The following is a 21,402-nucleotide window of genomic DNA, read 5'->3' as shown; positions in this document are numbered from 1 at the left end:
GCGATTCGATGTAGCGTCTGGGCATGAGCGAGTCCGTGTCCGAGGCCGAGATCGCCGGGACCGCCGAGCGGGCCGAGCCCCGCACCGTGCCCGAACCCGAGTACGATCCGGCGGCCCCCGCCCCCCTGAACCTCCCGCGCACCCCCACCGGCGACGCCGAGGTCGACGCCCGGCTGGCGCGCCTGGCCGATGCCGACCACCTCGCCACCGACGGACATGTCGAGGTGTACGAGGATGTACACCAGGGGCTGCGCGACGCGCTCACCGCGCTCGACGCCCGCCCGGAACCTCCGGGTCACCCCTTTTGATGCCGTCACAACGATGCAGGAGCTGAACCGAACGTGGCAGGAGTCGCACGCCGTCGTCTGGACGCGGAGCTGGTCCGCCGGAAGCTCGCGCGCTCGCGTGAGCACGCCAGCCAGCTGATCGCCGCGGGGCGGGTCACCGTCGGCAGGACCGTGGCGACCAAACCGGCCACGCAGGTGGAGACCGCCGCCGCGATCGTGGTCCAGGCCGACGACAGTGATCCCGACTACGTCTCCCGGGGCGGCCACAAGCTCGCCGGCGCGCTGGCCGCCTTCGTACCGCAGGGGCTCGTGGTCGAGGGCCGGCGCGCGCTGGACGCCGGAGCGTCCACCGGCGGTTTCACCGATGTCCTGCTGCGCGCGGGGGCCGCCCATGTCGTCGCCGTGGACGTCGGCTACGGGCAGCTCGCCTGGTCGTTGCAGAGTGACGCCCGGGTCACCGTCAAGGACCGGACGAACGTGCGGGAGTTGACGCTCGACGCGATCGACGGGGAACCTGTGGATCTCGTCGTGGGCGATCTGTCCTTCATCCCGCTCGGGCTGGTGCTGCCTGCCCTGAAGCGGTGCGTGAAGCCGGACGCCGACCTCGTGATGATGGTCAAGCCGCAGTTCGAGGTGGGCAAGGAACGGCTCGGCAGCGGGGGCGTCGTACGGAGTCCGCAGCTGCGGGCGGAGGCCGTGCGCGGGGTGGCCGAGAAGGCCTGGGAGTTGGGGCTCGGAGTGCGGGGCGTCACCGCGAGTCCGCTGCCGGGACCCTCGGGCAACGTCGAGTACTTCCTGTGGCTGCGGTCCGGCGCCCCCCGCCTGGACCCGGCCGACGTCGAGCGTGCAGTGGCGGAGGGGCCGCGTTGACACAGAATCTGGCGCGTACTGTTTTCCTGCTGGCCCACACCGGGCGGCCGGCGGCGATCCGCAGCGCGGAACTCGTCGTCAAGGGGCTGCTGAGGCATGGCATCGGTGTGCGGGTGCTGGAGGAGGAGGCGCGTGACCTGCCGCTCCCCGACGAGGTGGAGCTGGTGCGGGAGGCCACCCCGGCGTGCCTCGACGGCTGCGAGCTGCTGATCGTGCTCGGCGGCGACGGGACGCTGCTGCGGGGCGCGGAGTTCGCCCGTGCGTCCGGGGTGCCGATGCTCGGCGTCAACCTGGGGCGCGTCGGGTTCCTCGCGGAGGCGGAACGCGATGACCTCGATCGGGTGGTCGACCGGGTGGTGGCGCGGTCGTACGAGGTCGAGGAACGGATGACCGTCGATGTGGTGGTGCACCGCAACGGGGACATCGTGCACACCGACTGGGCGCTGAACGAGGCGGCCGTGCAGAAGGCCGGCGCGGAGAAGCTGCTGGAAGTCGTGCTGGAGATCGACGGGCGGCCGGTGACGGGGTTCGGCTGCGACGGGGTGGTGCTGTCCACGCCCACCGGGTCCACGGCGTACGCGTTCTCCGCCGGGGGACCGGTGGTGTGGCCCGAGGTGGAGGCGCTGCTGATGGTGCCGATCAGCGCGCACGCCCTGTTCGCGAAGCCGCTGGTGACGTCGCCGGACTCGGTGCTGGCGGTGGAGGTGCTGCCGCATATCCCGCCGGGGGTGCTGTGGTGCGACGGCCGGCGGACGATCGAGCTGCCGCCGGGGGCGCGGGTGGAGGTGCGGCGGGGGGCGGTGCCGGTGCGGCTGGCCCGGCTGCACCACTCGTCGTTCACGGACCGGCTGGTGGCGAAGTTCGCGCTGCCGACGACGGGATGGCGAGGCGCCCACTAGCGCCGCCGGGGGATCTGTCTCGTCGGTGGGCGCGGGTGCGCCGTGGCGTCTCGCGCGGTTCCCCGCGTCCCTGGGCCGGGACGCTTCGCGGGGCGGGAAGGGCCGGGGCATGTGCGCTCGCCGCCCCGGACCTCGTAAGGTCTGTTCCGTGTTGGAGGAGATGCGGATACGGTCGCTCGGGGTCATCGACGATGCCGTAGTCGAGTTGTCGCCGGGGTTCACCGCGGTCACCGGTGAGACGGGTGCGGGCAAGACCATGGTGGTCACCAGCCTGGGGCTGCTGCTCGGCGGGCGGGCCGATCCGGCGCTCGTGCGGATCGGTGCCGGGAAGGCGGTCGTGGAGGGGCGGATCGCCGTCCCCGCGGGCGCCGCGGCCGTCGTACGGGCCGAGGAGGCCGGGGCCGAGCTGGACGACGGTGCCCTGCTGATCAGCCGTACCGTCTCCGCCGAGGGCCGCTCGCGGGCCCATCTGGGCGGGCGCAGCGTGCCCGTGGGGCTGCTCGCGGAGCTGGCCGACGACCTGGTGGCCGTGCACGGGCAGACCGACCAGCAGGGGCTGCTGAAGCTGTCCCGGCAGCGCGGCGCCCTGGACCGGTACGCGGGCGACGCGGTCGCCGTGCCGCTCGCCAAGTACGGCGAGGCCTACCGCAGGCTGCGGGCCGTCGCCACCGAGCTGGACGAGATCACCACGCGGGCACGCGAGCGGGCGCAGGAAGCCGACATGCTCCGCTACGGCCTCGACGAGATCGCCGCCGTGGAGCCGCGCGCCGGTGAGGACGTGGAGCTGGCCGAGGAGGCCGAGCGGCTGGGGCACGCCGAGGCACTGTCCTCCGCCGCGACGGCCGCGCACGCCGCGCTCGCGGGCAACCCGGAGGACCCCGAGAGCATCGACGCCCAGGCCCTGGTCGCGGGCGCCCACCGGGCCCTGGAGACCGTACGCTCCCACGACCCGGCGCTGGCCGCGCTCGCCGAACGGATCGGGGAGATCGGCATCCTGCTCGGCGACGTGGCCGGTGAGCTGGCCGGATACGCCGACGACCTGGACGCCGACCCGCTGCGGCTCGCCGCCGTCGAGGAGCGCCGCGCCGCCCTCAACGCGCTGACCCGCAAGTACGGCGAGGACGTGAACGCCGTGCTCGCGTGGGCCGAGCAGAGCGCCGCGCGGCTGACCGAGCTGGACGGCGACGACGAGCGGATCGCCGAGCTGACCGCCGAGCGGGACGCGCTGAGCACCGAACTGGGCGCCCTCGCCCAGGCGCTGACCGACGCCCGTGCCGAGGCCGCCGAGCGGTTCGCCGCCGCGGTGACCGCGGAACTGGCCTCGCTGGCCATGCCGCACGCGCGTGTCTCCTTCGACATCCGGCAGACCGAGGACCCCGAGGGCGTCGAGGTCGGCGGGCGCACGGTCGCCTACGGCCCCTCGGGCGTGGACGAGGTCGAGCTGCTGCTCGCCCCGCACCCGGGCGCCCCGCCGCGGCCCATCGCCAAGGGCGCGTCCGGCGGTGAGCTGTCCCGGGTGATGCTCGCGGTGGAGGTCGTCTTCGCGGGCACGGACCCGGTGCCGACGTACCTGTTCGACGAGGTCGACGCGGGCGTCGGCGGCAAGGCCGCGGTCGAGATCGGCCGCCGTCTGGCCAAGCTCGCCAAGAGCGCCCAGGTCGTCGTCGTCACCCACCTGCCCCAGGTCGCCGCCTTCGCCGACCGGCAGCTGCTGGTCGAGAAGACCAACGACGGCTCCGTCACCCGCTCCGGCGTCAAGGTCCTGGAGGGCGAGGACCGCATCCGTGAACTCTCCCGCATGCTGGCGGGCCAGGAGGACTCGGAGACGGCCCGCGCCCACGCGGAGGAGCTGCTGGCGACGGCGCGGGCGGACCAGTAGGGGGACTTAGGGTGTCGGGATGACCGGCACCCGAAAGTCCCGCTCCTTCCTGCTGTCCGCCGCGCTCACCCGGGCCGGCTACGTCCTGCTGCGCGCCACGGCGCCCGGGCGGCCCGCGCGTTGGGAACGGGAGAACCACGCGGGGCGGACCGTCGAGCTGTACGCCGGGCCCGCGGCGGCGGTCGGTACGGCCGTCGCCGCCGCGCGGGTGCACCCCGGGGCCGGGCTCGCCGTGCTGGCGGCGGGGGCGTGCGGGGCGTACGACGACGCGGCCGGCGACCACCGCCGCGGCCTGCGCGCCCACCTCGGCGCCCTGCGCGACGGTGAAGTCACCAGCGGCGCGGTCAAGCTGTTCGGGATCTCCGCGGCCGGGCTCGTGGCGGGCGCGCTGCTGAAGGAGCGGCCGCTGGACAGGCTGCTCGCCGGAGTCGTCATCGCGGGGGCGGCGCACTTCGTGAACCTGGTCGACGTACGACCGGGACGGGCGCTCGGCGCGGTCCTCGCGCTCGGCGCGCCGGGGCTGCCGCGCGGGGGAGCCGGCGGGGAGCTGGCCGCCGTCGCGATGGGCGGCGCGGCGGCCGTGCTGCGCGAGGACGCAGGCGGGCGGACGATGCTCGGGGACACGGGGGCGCACGCGCTCGGCGCCGCGCTGGGGGCGGCCGTGGTGGCGGGCAACGGGCGCACGGGGCTGCTCGCGCACGCCGTCGCTGTCGTGGCCGCCGCCGTATACGGCGACCGGATCACCCTGTGGGCACGGGCGCTGTGACCGTCTGACCTCGGGGGACGCGAGGGAGGTCCGGTCATCCCGGGACCGACCTCATTCACCCGTGTGAGTGATGTGCTCCGGCGCATTGCCCCGGCCCGCCGCCCCGTGCGCCCGCCCGGTATTCCCCCGACGGCCCTGCCTGCTGGCATGCTGGGCGGGGACACCGGCCGCGTGGGAGGCGCGCGGGGCACGTCCCACCGCCTCTGTGCGCCCGCTACCTTCTGTACGTTGCCTCGTGACCGCCCCACGCCGAACCAGGAGCCCGGCCTCGTGAGCCCCCTGAGCAGCAACGCACCGCACGGCCGGCCGCCGCTGCGCACCGTGCAGGTGCTGGGCGGGGGCAACGCCGGCGGGAGCGCGCATGTGCGCTCCCTGTCCGCGGGACTGGTCGCCCGGGGCGTGCGGGTCACGGTGTGCGCCCCCGCCGAGGCCGACCGCGCCTACGACTTCGCCGGCACCGGCGCCGGCCATGTGCATGTGCCGCGCAGCAGCGACCCCGCCTCGGTGGCGGCGCTCCGGGCCGTCTGCGCCGACGCCGATCTGGTGCACGCGCACGGCCTGCACGCCTCCTTCCGGGCCGTCCTCGCGCTCGGCGGGCGCACCACCCCACTGGTCGTCACCTGGCACAACCGGGCGTACGCCGAGGGCGCGCGGGCCCATCTGCTGCGCCTGCTGGAGCGGCGCGTGGCCCGCGCCGCGACCGTGGTCCTGGGCACCAGCCCGGACCTGGTCGACCGCGCCCGCCGCACCGGCGCCCGGGACGCCCGGCTCGCCGCCGTGACCCTGCCCCGCCGGCCCACGGCCGTTGCGGACGACCCCGACCGGCTGCGGCCCAAGGCCCGCGCGGAACTCGGCGCCACGGAACGCCCGTTGCTCCTCGCCGCGGGCCCCCTCGACCGGCACCGCGGCCACGAGACCCTGCTGGACGCGGCCCGCGCCTGGCGGGACCTCGACCCCGCGCCGCTGGTCGTCGTCGCGGGGGAGGGCCCGCTGCGACCGCTGCTCCAGCGGCGCATCGAGACCGAGCGGCTCCCGGTACGGCTCCTCGGCCACCGCGAGGACCTCTCCGAACTGCTCGCCGCCGCCGACCTGGCCCTGCTCACCAGCCGCTGGGAGTCCCGGTCCGCCCTCGCCCAGGAGGCGCTGCACGCCGGCGTCCCCCTGGTCGCCACCCGCGTCGGCGGCATCCCCCACCTCGTGGGCGACGCCGCCGAACTCGTCCCGTACGGCGACCCGTCGGCCCTCGCCGACACCGTCGGGCGCCTGCTCGCCGACCCCTCCCGCCGGGAACTGCTGCGGGAACGAGGCGTGCGACAGGCCGCCGGGTGGCCGACCGAGGACGACACCGTCGCCCAAGTCCTCAGCGTGTACGACGAGTTGACCCAGCCGATGATTCTCTGAACGGGCTAGGGCACATGGCGCCGGGCCCGCAGCGCGAGGCTCAACGCCAGGACGGTCTGCGGGTCGTCGAGGTCGGTGCCCAGCAGCTCGCCGATGCGGGCGAGGCGGTTGTACAACGTCTGCCGGTTCAGGTGGAGTTCACGGGCGGTCTCGGCCTTGCGGCCCGCGTGCGCGAGATACGTCTCCAGGGTGGGCAGCAGCGGCGGCTTGGAGCGGCGGTCGTGGTCGCGCAGCGGGCCGATCGCCCGGTCCACGAAGGCCGCGAGGTCCGGGTGCTCGCGCAGCCGCCACAGCAACAGGTCGATGTCGAGGCGGCGGGCGTCGTGCCAGGGACGGTCGGTCAGCCCCTGCGCGGCCGCCGCCGTCTCCGCCGCGTGCCGCAGCCCCGCCGAGGCCGCCGCCCAGCCGCCGGCCATCCCGACGACCACCACCGGCGGCGGGGTGCCGGGCCGCCGCATCCCGGCGCGCTCCAGCCCCGCCCGCAGCGCCGCCGCCACCCGGTCCGCGACCGTCGCGCGCTCCGCTTCCGAGCGCAGCCCGAGCAGCACCAGCACCCGGCTCTCCACCGGCCGCACGCCCAGCAGCACCGGCACGCCCACGGCGGCCAGTTCCTCGGAGACCGCGCGGGCGAGGACCGCCCAGCCTCCCCCACGCTCGTCTCCGCTCGCGCGGGCGGTACCCCCGGCGGGGGAGAGGGGATCGCCGACCCGCATCACCACCGGCAGCAGCGGGCCGCCGCCGGGCTTGAAGCCGAGGACCCGGGCCTGGGCGGGCGCGTCCTGCGCGGAGACACGGCCCTCCGCGAGATCGGTGAGGAAGTCGCCGCGCCCGCGCGCCGCCAGCTCCTCCTCCTGCCGGGCCTGCATCAGCACCACGGCCAGGATGCCCGCGGCCCGCTCCGCGGCGATCCGGTGCACCGGTGCCAGCGGCGAGCACACCGGCAGCAGCACGAGGCGGGCGCGCACCGAGCCCGCCGTGCCGGGACCACCGCCCGGGACGTCCACCAGCACCGAACCGGCGGGTGGCGGCGCTTTCTTGTGCGGGCCGCGCAGCCCCTCCCACACCTGGAGCGGGTCCGCGCCCTCGGGCCCCTCGCCGGCCGCGTACACCAGCCGGCCGTCGGCGGTCTCCAGGAACACCGGGTTGCCGCTGAAGCCGGCCAGGATGCCCAGCACCTGCGGCACCCCGCCGCCGCCCAGCAGCGCCTCGGTACAGCGCCGGTGCACTTCTTCGGCCCGCTGGAGCAGCGCGTAGTGGCCGTTGACGATCTCGGTGTGGATCTCCTCGGTGACCGCCACGAACGGCACCTCGCGGTGCAGCTGCACCAGCGGCAGGTCGGCCGCCCGCGCGGTGTCCACCAGCGCGGCCGGCAGCCGGCTGAAGCGCGGGCCCAGCTCCACCACCAGCGCGGCGATCCCGCGCTCGGCCAGCGTGCGCACGAACGCCCGCTGCTCGGCCGGCCGGGTGCCGAGCCCGTAGCCCGTGGTCAGCAGCAGCTCGCCGCCCTTGAGCAGCGAGGCGATGTTCGGCACCTCGCCCGCGTGCACCCAGCGCACGGTACGGCTGAGCCGGTCCGCGCCCGCGACGATCTCCGGCAGTCCACTGCGCAGTCCGGGCAGCTCCAGTGCCCGCTGAACGGTGATGCCCGCGCCCTGGGTGGCGGGTCTGCTGTCCGTACCGCTGTCCATGAAGCGGACGCTACCTGCGAAAACGCCGGAAGAACATCTCCTGGCGGGACCGGTCCGACGCCGGGGCTAGACCGGCCTGATGTTGTGGTTGAAGCGGAAGACGTTGTCGGGGTCGTAGCGCCGCTTCACCTTCTCCAGGCGCAGGGTGTTCCCCTCGCCCAGGCCCGCGCGGACCCGCTCGGGGCCCTCGTCGCCGATGAAGTTCAGGTAGACGTCCCCCGTGCTCCAGGGCCGTACGGCCGCGCACACCTCCCGCACCCAGCCGACGCACCGCTCGTCGTCCGCCGGGTCCGCCCAGATGCCGAACGGGTGCACCGCCCAGGGCGCGTCCCGGTACGGCACCGGGTACGCGTGCGGCCCCCTCGCGACGGCCCCGCCCTGCGGGAGCAGCACGTGCTGGGTGGGGGTCGGGGTCGGCACCCCGTGCCCGAGGGCGCAGAAGACGTCCACCGCGTCGTCCGGGAGATCGCCGAGGTACTCCGCGGACCAGTAGTTCCGCAGCCCCGCCGGAGCGTCGAGCATGCGCTGCACCTCGGTGTACGGCCGCGCGCCCACGACCTGTGCCTCGTGCGGCAGCGCCAGCAGCGGCCCGGCCAGCTCGCGCAGCTCCTCCTCGCCGCCCGCGTACGTCAGCAGCGCCATGTACAGCGGCCGGCCCACCAGCGGGGGCGGTACGAAGTCCGCCGGCGGGCCGGTGACGTACAGCACCGCTCCGCCCACCGCGTCCGGGCCGGTGCGCAGGATCTCCCGGAAGGCGCGGACCACCGCAGGACCCGACTCCGGCAGGCACAGCGCCAGCGCCACGGAGAACAGCGGAAGCTCGTGCAGCTCCAGGGTGAGCGCGGTGGCGACGCCGAAGTTGCCGCCCCCGCCGTGCAGCGCCCAGAACAGCTCAGGGTTCTCGTCGGCGCTCGCGTGCACCCGCTCGGCGTCCGCGGTCACCAGCTCCACGGCGACGAGGTTGTCCACGGCCAGCCCGAACGCGCGGTCCAGCCAGCCGGTGCCCCCGCCCAGGACGAAACCGCCGACCCCGGTGGTCGACGCCCGGCCCCCGGTCGTGGCCAGCCCGTACGGCTGCGTCGCCCGGTCCAGCTCGCTCATCGTGGCCCCGCCCTCGACCCGGACCGCCTCCGCGGCCGGATCGACCGTGACCCCCCGCATCCGCCGCAGATCCACCACCAGCGCGCCGTCACCGAGCGCGGAGCCCGCCACGCCGTGCCCGCCGCCGCGCACCGCGACCGGCAGATCCAGCTCGCGCGCACACCACACCGACCGCACGACATCGGCCGCGTTCGCACACCGCGCGATCACGGCCGGGCGCCGGTCGATCATCCCGTTGAAGACGGCACGGGCGTCGTCGTAGCCCGGGTCCTCCGGGGCGAGGGCGTCGCCGACGAGATCGTCGCGAAGGGCGGCGAGGGCGGTACGGGCCTTGGAACGGGACGCCATGGCAGCCCCCTTCCGAAAAGGGGGGATTCGTGCGCTTTCAGCCTAGAGGGTCTAGCCCCCGTACGCCCCCGAAGCCGTCAGCCGCAGCGCCGTGTCGATCAACGGCACATGGCTGAACGCCTGCGGGAAGTTGCCGACCTGCCGCTTGAGCCGCGGGTCCCACTCCTCCGCCAGCAGACCGAGGTCGTTCCGCAGTGCGAGGAGCCTCTCGAAGAGCTTGCGGGCCTCGTCGACGCGGCCGATCATCGCGAGGTCGTCGGCCATCCAGAACGAGCACGCGAGGAACGCGCCCTCGTCGCCCGGCAGGCCGTCGACACCCTCGTCCTGGCCCTCCGTGGGGTAGCGCAGGATGAAGCCGTCCGAGGTCGACAGCTCGCGCTGGATCGCCTCGATGGTGCCGATGACGCGCTTGTCGTCCGGCGGCAGGAAGCCCATCTGCGGGATCAGCAGCAGGGAGGCGTCCAGCTCCTGGGAGCCGTAGGACTGGGTGAAGGTGTTGCGCTCCTTGTCGTAGCCCTTCTCGCACACGTCCCGGTGGATGTCGTCGCGCAGCTCGCGCCAGCGCTCCAGCGGGCCGTCCGCGTCGCCGGACTCGATCAGCTTGATGGTGCGGTCCACCGCGACCCAGGCCATCACCTTGGAGTGCACGAAGTGCCGGCGCGGGCCGCGCACCTCCCAGATGCCCTCGTCCGGCTCCTGCCAGTGGTCCTCCAGGTAGCGGATCAGCTTCAGCTGGAGCAGGGACGCGTAGTCGTTGCGGGCCAGGCCCGTCATGTGGGCCAGGTGCAGGGCCTCGGTGACCTCGCCGTACACGTCCAGTTGGAGCTGGTGGGCCGCGCCGTTGCCCACCCGGACCGGGGCCGAGTCCTCGTAGCCCGGCAGCCAGTCCAGCTCGGCCTCGCCCAGCTCGCGCTCGCCGGCGATGCCGTACATGATCTGGAGGTTCTCGGGGTCGCCGGCGACCGCGCGCAGCAGCCACTCACGCCAGGCGCGCGCCTCCTCGCGGTAGCCGGTGCGCAGCAGCGAGGACAGGGTGATCGCGGCGTCGCGCAGCCAGGTGTAGCGGTAGTCCCAGTTGCGCACGCCCCCGATGTCCTCGGGCAGCGAGGTGGTGGGGGCGGCGACGATGCCGCCGGTGGGGGCGTACGTCAGTGCCTTGAGGGTGATCAGCGAGCGGATCACGGCCTCGCGGTACGGCCCGTGGTACGTGCACTGCTCGACCCACTCGCGCCAGAAGTTCTCCGTGGCCTCCAGCGACTGCTCCGGCTCCGGCAGGGCGGGCGGCCGCTTGTGCGAGGGCTCCCAGGAGATCGTGAACGCGATCCGGTCGCCCGGGGCGACGGTGAAGTCGGCGTAGGTGGTCAGCGACTTGCCGTAGGTCTCGGCCTCGGTGTCGAACCACACCGAGTCGGGTCCGGCGACGGCGACCGTGCGGCCCTCGTGCTTGTGCACCCAGGGCACCACGCGGCCGTAGGAGAAACGCATCCGCAGTGCCGAGCGCATCGGCACCCGGCCGGTGACGCCCTCCACGATCCGGATCAGCTGGGGCGCGCCGTCGCGCGGGGGCATGAAATCGGTCACGCGGACCGTGCCGCGCGGGGTGTCCCACTCCGACTCCAGGATCAGCGAGTCGCCGCGGTAGCTCCGGCGGGCGGCCGTGGGCGGCTGGACGTCGGCCGCGTGCGCCGGGCCGAGCCGCCAGAAGCCGTGCTCCTCGGTGCCCAGCAGGCCGGCGAAGATGGCATGCGAGTCGAAGCGGGGCAGGCACAGCCAGTCGACCGTGCCGTCCCGGCAGACCAGTGCGGCGGTCTGCATGTCTCCGATGAGTGCGTAGTCTTCGATGCGCCCGGCCACGTGCAACTCCAGTCGAACGGCCACGTCACACCCCCGCGCGAGGGGGCTGTCGCTAGTGCGGTCAAGGGGTCGTTGTTGTGCGTCGTTGAGCTGTGAAGCAAAGCAGTCCGCCGAGCCCTGAGGCAAAACGACAGTCTTTGCTCAACGAACTGCCGCGCTCTCGTTGTTCCGGGTGATGCAGGCGGGGGTGTGCCGTCGTCCGGCCGGGCCCGGCAGTGAATGTCCGAGCAGGATACGACGCACCCGGATGATCCGCGTGCCGCTCCGGGCAACCCGTGTGCGCCGAACGAGTGACTCCCCGGTGATGCTCGTGTGTGTCGCGCGGGACTGTGCTGACCCCTGGGGCCCCTGGGCGGGCTGTGTCGTCGTATCTCCCCGGTACGGGCCGCTTCGTGCTCGGTCACGTGCGGAAGGTGGCCGAAAGTCGACGCCTCCGTGCACGGAGCGTGGCCGGAAGCCATCCCCTCCGGGCGCTGATACCCTGGTAGCCCGTGGACCGGTGGGCCCGAAACCCCCGAACCGCAGCGACGGCACCCTCGGAGCGATCCGGGACGTACAAGCCGCACCGCACGACAGCCAGCGACCACGGGAGCCCCCTCTTGGCCATGCCGCCCAAATCCACGACGACCAAGCACATCTTCGTCACCGGGGGTGTCGCCTCCTCGCTCGGCAAGGGCCTCACCGCCTCCAGCCTGGGCATGCTGCTCAAGGCCCGCGGACTGCGCGTCGTGATGCAGAAGCTCGACCCGTACCTGAACGTCGACCCGGGCACGATGAACCCCTTCCAGCACGGTGAGGTGTTCGTCACGAACGACGGCGCCGAGACGGACCTGGACATCGGCCACTACGAGCGCTTCCTCGACCGCGACCTCGACGGCTCGGCCAACGTCACCACCGGCCAGGTGTACTCGACGGTGATCGCCAAGGAGCGCCGCGGCGAGTACCTCGGCGACACCGTGCAGGTCATCCCGCACATCACCAACGAGATCAAGCACCGCATCCGGCGCATGGCCACCGACGAGGTGGACGTCGTCATCACCGAGGTCGGCGGCACCGTCGGCGACATCGAGTCGCTGCCGTTCCTGGAGACCGTCCGCCAGGTCCGCCACGAGGTGGGCCGGGACAACGTCTTCGTGGTGCACATCTCCCTGCTGCCCTACATCGGCCCCTCCGGCGAGCTGAAGACCAAGCCGACCCAGCACTCGGTCGCCGCCCTGCGCAACATCGGCATCCAGCCGGACGCCATCGTGCTGCGCTGCGACCGCGAGGTCCCCACCGCCATCAAGCGCAAGATCTCGCTGATGTGCGACGTCGACGAGGCCGCGGTCGTGGCCTGCCCGGACGCCCGTTCGATCTACGACATCCCGAAGGTCGTGCACGCCGAGGGCCTGGACGCCTACGTCGTGCGCAAGCTCGACCTGCCCTTCCGGGACGTCGACTGGACGACCTGGGACGACCTGCTGGACCGCGTCCACAACCCCGACCACGAGGTCACCCTCGCCCTGGTCGGCAAGTACATCGACCTGCCCGACGCCTACCTGTCGGTCACCGAGGCGCTGCGCGCCGGCGGCTTCGCCAACCGCGCCCGCGTCAAGATCAAGTGGGTCACCTCCGACGACTGCAAGACCCCGGCCGGCGCCAGGGCGCAGCTCGCCGACGTCGACGGCATCTGCATCCCGGGCGGCTTCGGCGACCGCGGTGTGCTCGGCAAGGTCGGCGCCATCCGCTACGCCCGCGAGAACAAGATCCCGCTGCTCGGCCTCTGCCTCGGCCTCCAGTGCATCGTGATCGAGGCCGCGCGCAACCTGGCCGACATCGCGGACGCCAACTCCACCGAGTTCGACCCGGCCACCGCCCACCCGGTCATCTCCACCATGGCCGAGCAGCTGGACATCGTGGCCGGCGAGGGCGACATGGGCGGCACCATGCGCCTGGGCATGTACCCGGCCAAGCTGGCCGAGGGCTCCATCGTGCGCGAGGTGTACGACGGCAAGGAGTACGTCGAGGAGCGCCACCGCCACCGCTACGAGGTGAACAACGCCTACCGCGCGGAGCTGGAGAAGAAGGCGGGCATCCTGTTCTCCGGCACCTCCCCGGACGGCAAGCTCGTGGAGTACGTCGAGTACCCGCGTGACGTGCACCCCTACCTGGTCGCCACCCAGGCCCACCCGGAGCTGCGCTCGCGTCCGACCCGCCCGCACCCGCTCTTCGCCGGCCTGGTGAAGGCGGCGGTCGAGCGGAAGATCGCCAAGTAACCCGGGAGTTGTACGGTGGCCGGGGCGCGCGCATCCGGGAGGAGCGTGCCCCGGCCACTCGCGCACATGGGGAAGGACAGGGCATGACGACGATCAAGGACACCCCCGAGGAGTGGGAGATCCGGGCGACGGAGACCCCCTTCGTCGGCAACAAGACGTCGGTGCGCACCGACGACGTGGTGATGCCCGACGGCTCGGTGGTCCACCGCGACTACCAGGTCCATCCGGGTTCGGTCGCCGTCCTCGCCCTGGACGAGGAGGACCGGGTGCTCCTGATCAACCAGTACCGCCACCCCGTGCGCCAGAAGCTGTGGGAGATCCCGGCCGGACTGCTCGACGTGCCCGGCGAGAACCCGCTGCACGCCGCCCAGCGCGAGCTGTACGAGGAGGCGCACGTCAAGGCCGAGGACTGGCGGGTGCTGACCGACGTTTACACCACCCCCGGCGGCTGCGACGAGGCCGTACGGGTCTTCCTCGCCCGTGAGCTGTCCGAGGCCGAGGGGGAGCGCTTCGCGGCGGAGCACGAGGAGACCGACATGGAGCACGCGCGGGTGCCGGTCGACGAGCTGGTGCGCCGGGTCCTCGCCGGTGACGTGCACAACAACTGCCTGGTCGTCGGCGTGCTGTCCCTGGTGGCCGCGCGCGGCGGGGACGGTCTGGACGCCCTGCGCCCGGCGGACGCGCCGTGGCCGGCCCGCCCCTTCACCTCCTGATCCCTCTCGCCGAGGCCGTCGCCCGCATTGGTGTGACCATCGCCTGATCCGATCGGGCGATGTCCCCCGCCGTCCCCGCCGTGCTCCGAGCGGAACGTCGCAGAGCGTGAACTAGGCTCTTGAACGCCCGTCCCGGAAGATCCGGCGGGCTTGCGCGTGCGGTGTGGGACGGGAGTGTGGCCCGTGACGGATCAGGCGGTGGACACAGGCGGTGCGCGGCTGTCCGCGCCCTCGGCCGACGGGGACCGATTCCTGGGCCGTACACGGGAGTTGAAGGAGCTGTGCGCCGACATCGAGCGCGCGGGCCTGGACACCCTGGCCGGCCGCAAGGCCCCCCGCGCGCGGGTGCTGCTGATCGCCGGCCGCCCCGGTTCCGGCCGCACCACCCTCGCCGGGGAACTCGTCCGCCAGGTTGCCCACCGTTACCCCGACGGGGTGCTGCGGACCCGGCTCGCCGAGCCCGACGGCACCCCCGTACCGGTCGATCGGGCCGCCCGCGAGCTGCTCGCCGCGCTGCGGGTGCCCGCCCCGGCCGGCGCCGCCGAGGAGGATCTCTCCGAGGCCCTGCGCACGGCCCTCACCGGCCGCCGGTGGCTGCTGCTCCTGGACGACGCCACCGGCGCCGAACAGGTCGACGCCCTCCTGCCGGACGCCCCGGACTGCCTGGTCGTGGCCGTCTCCAAGGGTCCGCTCACCGGCATCTCGGACGTCCGCCCCTGCACCCTGGGCGGCCTCGACACCAAGTCCGCCGTGGAACTCCTCACCCGCTACACCGGATCGGTCCGCGTCACCGTGGACCCGCGCTCCGCCGAGAGCCTGGTGGAGGCGTGCCAGGGCCACCCCGCCACGCTGGTGCTGGCCGGCGGCTGGCTCGCCGCCCGCCCCAAGGCGTCGGTCTCCGACCTCGCCAAGCGGATGCACACCTACCCGCAGGACGGCGCGGAGGAGACGGACGCCTCCCCGCTGGCCCGGATCTTCCGGCTGATCCACGAGGACCTGCCCGGACCCGCCGCCCGGATACTGCGACTGCTGAGCCTCGCCCCGGCCGGTCCGGTCGACGACCACACCGCCTCCGCGCTCGCCGGCTGCTCCGTCGAGGCCGCCCGCGCCACTCTGGACGACTTCGTCGCCCTCGGCCTGCTGCGCCCGGTCGACTCCCCGCTCGCCGAGTACGACATCCCCGGCTGGCTGCATCCGCTGCTGCGCGGCCTCGCCGAGGCCCAGGAGCGGCCGGGGGAGCTCCAGCTGGCCCGCGCGCGGATGCTGGAGCGGACCGTGCGGCTGCTGCACTCCTGCCGGGCCATCACCGAGACGGACAGCCCCCAGTCCCGGGAGAAGATCCAGGCTCTGCCCTCGGCGCTGCGCTTCGCCGACCCCCGCGCCGCCGCCGACTGGCTGCGCGTCCGCAAGCCCGCGCTGCTGGCCTCCGCCCGGCTCGCGGTGGCCGACGGAGAGCTGGACACCCTCGCGAGGCGGCTGCTGTCGCAGCTGGTCAGGGCCGTGGCCGCGCATGTCGGCACCCAGGCGGCCGCCGTCGACCTGTACGGCGTCCACGGCCTCGTGCTCGACGTCGCCGAGCGGCGCGGACTGCCCCGGGAGCGGGCGGCGGCCCTGCTGAACCTGGGTGATCTGGACGCCCAGACCGGCCGTACCCGGGACGCGCTGGCCCGCTACCGGGCCGCGCTGGACGCCGGACGCGCGGCGAACGACCCGTACGCGACCGGCCGCGCGATGGAATCCGTAGGCGGCGCGCACCTGGAGCTGGGGGACTACGACCGGGCCGCCGACTGGTTCGGGCGCGCGCTGGCCGACCGGCTGGCCCGCGGGGAGCGCGCCGAGGCCGCCCGGCTCTACGGCCGGATCGCCACCGCCCACACCTACGCGGGCCGCTACGGCGAGGCGCTGCGCAACTGGCGGGCGGCCTGCGCGGCCTACCGCAAGATCGGTGATGTCGCCGCCCACGCACGGGCGTTGAGCGAGACGGCCCGGGTGCAGGAGTACGCCGGACGGCCCCAGGAGTCGCTGGCCACCTGCCAGGAGGCGGTGGAGTGGGCACGGCGTGCGGACGACCTCCGGTTGCAGGCCGCGCTGGAACTGCGTCTCGCCGACACCCTGGAGCACCTCGGCGACCCTACGGCGGCCCGGTTGCACCGCGCGGCCGCCGGGCGTCTGCTGGGCGAGGAGGCACCGGAGCAGCCGTCGGACACGGCTACAAGCCCGGAACCGGACGGGAACACCTGCGAAATCCGCAGTGCATCCGATGAAGATTGATGCAATGAAAGGCTAGACAGGCGGAACACCTTCATTAAACTGGCTCTGCCGCATCTTCCTGCGGCCTCTCCCGGTATGCCTAGGCATGTCTGGGTACGTCTGTAATGCACCCCCCATACCCTCTGAGCCAAGGACCGTGATCGACGTGAAGGTCGGCATCCCCCGCGAGGTCAAGAACAACGAGTTCCGGGTGGCCATCACCCCCGCCGGCGTGCACGAGCTGGTGCGCAACGGCCACCAGGTCGTCATCGAGCGGGGCGCCGGCCTCGGCTCCTCGATCACGGACGACGAGTACGTGGCCGCCGGCGGCCGGATCCTGGACACCGCCGACGAGGTCTGGGCCGCCGCCGACCTGCTGCTCAAGGTCAAGGAGCCGGTCGCGGAGGAGTACCACCGCCTCCGCAAGGACCAGATCCTCTTCACGTACCTGCACCTGGCCGCGTCCAAGGAGTGCACGGACGCGCTGATCGAGTCCGGCACCACCGCCATCGCCTACGAGACGGTCGAGCTGCCGAACCGCGCGCTCCCGCTGCTCGCCCCGATGTCCGAGGTCGCGGGCCGGCTGGCCCCGCAGGTCGGCGCCTACCAGCTGATGCGCGCCAACGGCGGCCGCGGCGTGCTGCCCGGCGGTGTCCCGGGTGTGACCCCGGCCAAGGCCGTGGTCATCGGCGGCGGCGTCTCCGGCTGGAACGCCACCCAGGTCGCCGTCGGCATGGGCTTCGACGTGACCCTGCTGGACCGCGACATCAACAAGCTGCGCGAGGCCGACAAGATCTTCGGTACGAAGGTCAAGGCGATCATGTCCAACACCTTCGAGCTGGAGAAGGCCGTCCTGGACGCCGACCTGGTCATCGGCGCGGTGCTGATCCCGGGCGCCAAGGCCCCGAAGCTCGTCACCAACGAGCTGGTGGCCCGCATGAAGCCCGGAAGTGTCCTTGTCGACATCGCGATCGACCAGGGCGGCTGCTTCGAGGACTCCCGTCCCACCACCCACGCCGAGCCGACCTTCGAGGTCCACAACTCGGTCTTCTACTGCGTCGCCAACATGCCGGGCGGTGTGCCGAACACCTCCACCAACGCGCTCACCAACGCGACGCTGCCGTACATCGTCTCCCTCGCCAACAACGGCTGGGTCGAGGCGCTGCGCCGCGACGCCGCGCTCGCCAAGGGTCTCAACACCCATGACGGCAAGGTCGTTTACAAGGAGGTCGCCGAGGCCCACGGCCTGGAGCACGTCGAGCTGGCCTCGCTGCTCGGCTGACCCTCGTGACCTGGTGGGTCGCTAAGTCACCCACAGGCAAAAGGCGATTCGTCAACACGTCTCGTCAACCGCCCACGTCCGGCCGGACCTTGCCCGACAAGGTCCGGCCGGATGTGTGTATGGTCACTTTGCGACGCTCGGTCAACTCGCCTCGAACGTAACCGTTCAACCGATTCGCACCCCGGTGAAACCTGCTGTGCGACGGCCGTACGCCCTTGACAGCGACATGTTTCATTGCCGACACATCCTGCCGGGTCCGGCGGATTGTGTTGCTGCGGACCGCCGACACGCCATAGAGTCGCCAACCGTCGGCATGGTGCCACGCTGACCTTGTCTAGAAGTTTCCTGGTCACCAAGGAGGTAAGACGACTTGTGAATGAGTCGACATTTTCTCCCGGGGGTGGTCAACCAGGAATGTCCGCAGGAGGCCAGGGGCCCGCGGGATTCGAGGCTGTCGGCTCCGTAGCTGTGCGCACCTTCGCAGCCCACCAGAGTCCGGGATCTCCGATGCCCCGGACAGCACACCAGAGCATGGATGGCCATCACGTGAACGCCATGGCCGGCGACGGAAGTGGCGCGCCCCACAACCACTTCGCCGACTACGACGAACTGCCCGAGGGGCACTTCTACGACCCCGACGCCGAGTACGAGCCCGATCCGGAGTACGCGGCCACGCTCGCGCCCGACGCGGCCCGCCAGCGCCGTGAGCGCATCGGTCCCACCGGACGCCCGCTGCCGTACTTCCCGATCCCGGGCCCGCTGACCGACCACGGCCCCGCGAAGATCATCGCGATGTGCAACCAGAAGGGCGGCGTCGGCAAGACGACGTCGACCATCAACCTGGGTGCCGCGCTCGCCGAGTACGGCCGGCGCGTGCTGCTCGTGGACTTCGACCCGCAGGGCGCGCTGTCGGTGGGTCTCGGCGTCAACCCCATGGAACTCGACCTCACCGTCTACAACCTGCTCATGGAGCGGGGCATGTCCGCGGACGAGGTCCTGCTGAAGACCGCGGTCCCCAACATGGACCTGCTGCCCTCCAACATCGACCTGTCGGCCGCCGAGGTCCAGCTGGTCTCCGAGGTCGCCCGCGAGTCCACGCTCCAACGGGCGCTCAAGCCGCTGCTGCCCGACTACGACTACATCGTGATCGACTGCCAGCCCTCGCTGGGCCTGCTCACGGTGAACGCGCTGACCGCCGCGCACAAGGTGATCGTGCCGCTGGAGTGCGAGTTCTTCGCGCTGCGCGGTGTGGCCCTGCTGACCGAGACCATCGAGAAGGTCCAGGAACGGCTCAACCCCGACCTGGAGCTGGACGGCATCCTCGCCACCATGTACGACTCGCGCACGGTCCACAGCCGCGAGGTGCTGGCCCGCGTGGTCGGGGCGTTTGACGACCACGTCTACCACACGGTCATCGGGCGTACGGTCCGCTTCCCGGAGACCACGGTCGCCGGTGAGCCGATCACCACCTACGCCTCCAACTCCGTCGGCGCCGCCGCCTACCGCCAGCTCGCCAGGGAGGTGCTCGCCCGGTGTCACGCCGAGTGAGTCTGCCGGGGGCCGACGAACTCTTCCGTACGACAGGGGGCACGGCGCTTCAGCCGTCGACCCCCCGGCGCGCCGCGGGCGGTGAGGCGCGGGTGCCGGCACCCGCGCCGGACAGCGACGACGTGGCCGCCGAGGACGCGCCGCAGGCCGTGCCCGTGCGGAACGGGGACGGCGAGGGCGCGGAGCACGTGGCGGCGGAGGCGGACTCCGCCGACGCCGAGGCCCGTGGCCGGCGCCGGCAGTCCGCGCCGGACGGTGCCGCTGCCGCCGCCCAGCCGCGCAAGCAGCGGGGGCGGGCGGCGAACCGGCGGCCCAGCGGGCGCGAGCGGCACGACGAGAAGATCACGGTGTACGTCTCCGCCGAGGAACTGATGGACCTGGAGCACGCGCGTCTGGTGCTCCGGGGCGAGCACGGGCTGGCGGTGGACCGCGGCCGCATCGTGCGCGAGGCGGTGGCCGTGGTGCTGGCCGACCTGGAGTCCCGGGGGGACGCGAGCATCCTCGTACGGCGGCTGCGCGGGCGTTAGCGGTAGCCTGCGGGGGCCATGACCTCGTACGACCGCTCCGTCCTCCCCGGCGACGCCGGCCGTCGGCGTGCGCTCGGGCGGGGACCGGGGGTGTCCCGACAGGCGCCCGGAACCGTCGTCACCGAGGAGCCGGCCGGCGCGGCCGACGCGGCCGAAGCGCCCGCCGTCGTAGCCGTCACCGAGGAACCCGGCGCGCCCGCGGAGCCCGCGCCCGCGGAGCCCGCGCCCGCCGAACCCGGGGAGACCGTCCCCGAAGAGGCGCCCGACGGTGTCTTCAAGGTGCGCCTCGCCAACTTCGAGGGCCCCTTCGACCTGCTCCTCCAGCTGATCTCCAAGCACAAGCTGGACGTCACCGAGGTCGCGCTGTCCAAGGTCACCGACGAGTTCATGGCGCACATCCGCGCGATGGGCCCGGACTGGGACCTGGACCAGACGACCGAGTTCCTGGTCGTCGCGGCCACCCTGCTCGATCTGAAGGCGGCCCGGCTGCTGCCCGCCGCCGAGGTGGAGGACGAGGGCGACCTGGCGCTGCTGGAGGCGCGGGACCTGCTGTTCGCGCGGCTGCTCCAGTACCGGGCGTACAAGCGGATCGCCGACATCTTCGACGCGCGCGTCGTGGAGGAGGCCCGACGGTACCCCCGTACCGTCGGCCTGGAGCCCGAGCACGCCGACCTGCTGCCCGAGGTCGTGATCAGCATCGGGCCCGAGGGGTTCGCGAAGCTCGCGGTCAAGGCGATGCAGCCCCGGCCCGAGCCGCAGGTGTACGTCGACCACATCCACGCCCCGCTGGTCAGCGTGCAGGAGCAGGCGGGGATCGTGGTCGCGCGGCTGCGCGAGCTGGGGGAGGCCAGCTTCCGGGCGCTGGTGGAGGACACCGACGACACGCTCACCGTCGTGGCCCGTTTCCTGGCGCTCCTGGAGCTGTACCGGGAGAAGGCCGTCGCCCTGGAGCAGGAGGCCGCCCTGGGCGAGCTGCTGGTGCGCTGGACCGGCGGGGCGGGGGCCGCGGCCCCGGTGGTCACCGACGAGTTCGACCGGCCGCCCGAGCAGCCCGAGGAGGAGAGGAAGCCGTGAGCGAGACCACCGAGACCCCCGAGACCCCGGCGGGTCCGGACGTCGTCGCGGAGCTGGAGCTGCGGCCCGCCCTGGAGGCCGTTCTCATGGTCGTGGACGAGCCCGCGACCGAGGAGCACCTCGCCGGCATCCTGGAGCGGCCGCGGCGGCAGATCGCGGACGCGCTGCGCGCGCTGGCCGACGAGTACACCGTGCAGGGCCGCGGCTTCGAGCTGCGCCAGGTCGCGGGCGGCTGGCGCTTCTACACCCGCGCCGCCTACGCGCCCGCCGTGGAACGCCTGGTCCTGGACGGCCGGACCGCCCGGCTCACCCAGGCCGCGCTGGAGACCCTCGCGGTCGTCGCCTACCGGCAGCCGGTCAGCCGCAGCCGGGTCTCCGCCGTGCGCGGAGTGAACTGCGACGGTGTGATGCGCACCCTGCTCCAGCGCGGTCTGATCGAGGAGGCGGGCGCGGAACCCGAAACAGGTGCGATCCTGTACAGGACGACGAACTACTTTCTGGAGCGGATGGGCCTGCGCGGCCTGGACGAGCTTCCGGAACTCGCGCCCTTCCTCCCGGAGGCGGAGGCGATCGAGGCCGAGACCCAGGAAGGTGTTCCGTCGTTCGACCCGGACGCGCCCGACGCGCCGGGTGCAGAGGACGCAGACGACTAAGACGGAA

General features: G+C 73.2%; 17 protein-coding genes. 14 read left to right on the top strand and 3 right to left on the bottom strand.

Features of this window, described 5'->3' with window-relative positions; all coding sequences use genetic code 11:
- The first annotated feature begins 23 nt into the window (after window positions 1-23).
- The 6 genes from ACWDD7_RS26185 to ACWDD7_RS26160 all read left to right on the top strand — a co-directional run bounded on the left by ACWDD7_RS26185 (window position 24) and on the right by ACWDD7_RS26160 (window position 6,102).
- Window positions 24-308, top strand: coding sequence for a hypothetical protein (locus ACWDD7_RS26185; RefSeq protein ID WP_450459160.1), 285 nt, complete (start codon window positions 24-26; stop codon window positions 306-308).
- Window positions 309-341: 33 nt separating this feature from the next.
- A complete protein-coding gene (locus tag ACWDD7_RS26180; RefSeq protein ID WP_450459159.1) occupies window positions 342-1,157 on the top strand; it encodes a TlyA family RNA methyltransferase in 816 nt (271 codons plus the stop codon).
- Window positions 1,154-2,056: an NAD kinase gene (locus ACWDD7_RS26175; protein WP_450459158.1), complete on the top strand. Its 903-nt coding sequence runs from the start codon at window positions 1,154-1,156 to the stop codon at window positions 2,054-2,056. The genes ACWDD7_RS26180 and ACWDD7_RS26175 overlap by 4 nt, the downstream gene beginning before the upstream one ends.
- Window positions 2,057-2,216: 160 nt before the next feature.
- The gene (gene recN, locus ACWDD7_RS26170) at window positions 2,217-3,935 is read left to right on the top strand and encodes a DNA repair protein RecN (RefSeq protein ID WP_450459169.1); all 1,719 of its coding nucleotides are present in this window, start codon (window positions 2,217-2,219) and stop codon (window positions 3,933-3,935) included.
- A gap of 19 nt (window positions 3,936-3,954) precedes the next feature.
- The gene (locus ACWDD7_RS26165) at window positions 3,955-4,701 is read left to right on the top strand and encodes a hypothetical protein (RefSeq protein ID WP_450459157.1); all 747 of its coding nucleotides are present in this window, start codon (window positions 3,955-3,957) and stop codon (window positions 4,699-4,701) included.
- 270 nt (window positions 4,702-4,971) lie between these two features.
- On the top strand, window positions 4,972-6,102 hold the full coding sequence (locus tag ACWDD7_RS26160; protein WP_450459156.1) for a glycosyltransferase family 4 protein: 1,131 nt from the start codon (window positions 4,972-4,974) through the stop codon (window positions 6,100-6,102).
- A gap of 5 nt (window positions 6,103-6,107) precedes the next feature.
- Here the strand turns inward: ACWDD7_RS26160 and ACWDD7_RS26155 are convergent, their stop codons facing one another.
- The 3 genes from ACWDD7_RS26155 to ACWDD7_RS26145 form a co-directional block, all read right to left on the bottom strand.
- Entirely contained in the window at window positions 6,108-7,790 is a 1,683-nt protein-coding gene (locus ACWDD7_RS26155; protein WP_392219354.1) for a PucR family transcriptional regulator, read from the bottom strand.
- A gap of 66 nt (window positions 7,791-7,856) precedes the next feature.
- The gene (locus tag ACWDD7_RS26150; protein ID WP_450459155.1) at window positions 7,857-9,239 is read right to left on the bottom strand and encodes an FAD-binding oxidoreductase; all 1,383 of its coding nucleotides are present in this window, start codon (window positions 9,237-9,239) and stop codon (window positions 7,857-7,859) included.
- 51 nt (window positions 9,240-9,290) lie between these two features.
- Window positions 9,291-11,093: a glycoside hydrolase family 15 protein gene (locus ACWDD7_RS26145; RefSeq protein WP_450459168.1), complete on the bottom strand. Its 1,803-nt coding sequence runs from the start codon at window positions 11,091-11,093 to the stop codon at window positions 9,291-9,293.
- A 605-nt stretch (window positions 11,094-11,698) separates the two neighbouring features.
- On the opposite strand from ACWDD7_RS26145, the gene ACWDD7_RS26140 reads away from it, so the two are divergent.
- From ACWDD7_RS26140 to scpB, 8 genes are all read left to right on the top strand, one after another.
- A complete protein-coding gene (locus ACWDD7_RS26140) occupies window positions 11,699-13,348 on the top strand; it encodes a CTP synthase (RefSeq protein WP_450459154.1) in 1,650 nt (549 codons plus the stop codon).
- Window positions 13,349-13,431: 83 nt separating this feature from the next.
- The gene (locus ACWDD7_RS26135) at window positions 13,432-14,061 is read left to right on the top strand and encodes an NUDIX hydrolase (RefSeq protein WP_351876986.1); all 630 of its coding nucleotides are present in this window, start codon (window positions 13,432-13,434) and stop codon (window positions 14,059-14,061) included.
- Between the two features lie 183 nt (window positions 14,062-14,244).
- On the top strand, window positions 14,245-16,332 hold the full coding sequence (locus tag ACWDD7_RS26130; RefSeq protein ID WP_450459153.1) for a tetratricopeptide repeat protein: 2,088 nt from the start codon (window positions 14,245-14,247) through the stop codon (window positions 16,330-16,332).
- Window positions 16,333-16,468: 136 nt separating this feature from the next.
- Complete coding sequence (gene ald / locus ACWDD7_RS26125; RefSeq protein WP_351876984.1) at window positions 16,469-17,593, top strand: alanine dehydrogenase; 1,125 nt, start codon at window positions 16,469-16,471, stop codon at window positions 17,591-17,593.
- 414 nt (window positions 17,594-18,007) lie between these two features.
- Entirely contained in the window at window positions 18,008-19,141 is a 1,134-nt protein-coding gene (locus tag ACWDD7_RS26120) for a ParA family protein (protein WP_450459151.1), read from the top strand.
- The gene (locus ACWDD7_RS26115; protein WP_450459150.1) at window positions 19,126-19,668 is read left to right on the top strand and encodes a hypothetical protein; all 543 of its coding nucleotides are present in this window, start codon (window positions 19,126-19,128) and stop codon (window positions 19,666-19,668) included. The genes ACWDD7_RS26120 and ACWDD7_RS26115 overlap by 16 nt, the downstream gene beginning before the upstream one ends.
- A gap of 18 nt (window positions 19,669-19,686) precedes the next feature.
- Complete coding sequence (locus ACWDD7_RS26110; protein ID WP_450459149.1) at window positions 19,687-20,742, top strand: segregation and condensation protein A; 1,056 nt, start codon at window positions 19,687-19,689, stop codon at window positions 20,740-20,742.
- The gene (gene scpB / locus ACWDD7_RS26105; RefSeq protein WP_450459148.1) at window positions 20,739-21,395 is read left to right on the top strand and encodes an SMC-Scp complex subunit ScpB; all 657 of its coding nucleotides are present in this window, start codon (window positions 20,739-20,741) and stop codon (window positions 21,393-21,395) included. The genes ACWDD7_RS26110 and scpB overlap by 4 nt, the downstream gene beginning before the upstream one ends.
- Window positions 21,396-21,402: the final 7 nt, after the last annotated feature.

Source organism: Streptomyces sp. NPDC001056 (assembly GCF_053598955.1).
This window is presented reverse-complemented; position numbering and strand designations above follow the sequence as displayed.

What these genes read in the sequence shown, in the direction of transcription:
- ACWDD7_RS26120 (WP_450459151.1), top strand. Translation starts at nt 18,008, where the DNA reads ATGTCCGCAGGAGGCCAGGGGCCCGCGGGATTCGAGGCTGTCGGCTCC.
- recN (WP_450459169.1), top strand. Translation starts at nt 2,217, where the DNA reads ATGCGGATACGGTCGCTCGGGGTCATCGACGATGCCGTAGTCGAGTTG.
- ACWDD7_RS26165 (WP_450459157.1), top strand. Translation starts at nt 3,955, where the DNA reads ATGACCGGCACCCGAAAGTCCCGCTCCTTCCTGCTGTCCGCCGCGCTC.
- ACWDD7_RS26135 (WP_351876986.1), top strand. Translation starts at nt 13,432, where the DNA reads ATGACGACGATCAAGGACACCCCCGAGGAGTGGGAGATCCGGGCGACG.
- ACWDD7_RS26185 (WP_450459160.1), top strand. Translation starts at nt 24, where the DNA reads ATGAGCGAGTCCGTGTCCGAGGCCGAGATCGCCGGGACCGCCGAGCGG.
- ACWDD7_RS26150 (WP_450459155.1), bottom strand. Translation starts at nt 9,239, where the DNA reads ATGGCGTCCCGTTCCAAGGCCCGTACCGCCCTCGCCGCCCTTCGCGAC.
- ACWDD7_RS26110 (WP_450459149.1), top strand. Translation starts at nt 19,687, where the DNA reads ATGACCTCGTACGACCGCTCCGTCCTCCCCGGCGACGCCGGCCGTCGG.
- ACWDD7_RS26155 (WP_392219354.1), bottom strand. Translation starts at nt 7,790, where the DNA reads ATGGACAGCGGTACGGACAGCAGACCCGCCACCCAGGGCGCGGGCATC.
- ACWDD7_RS26140 (WP_450459154.1), top strand. Translation starts at nt 11,699, where the DNA reads ATGCCGCCCAAATCCACGACGACCAAGCACATCTTCGTCACCGGGGGT.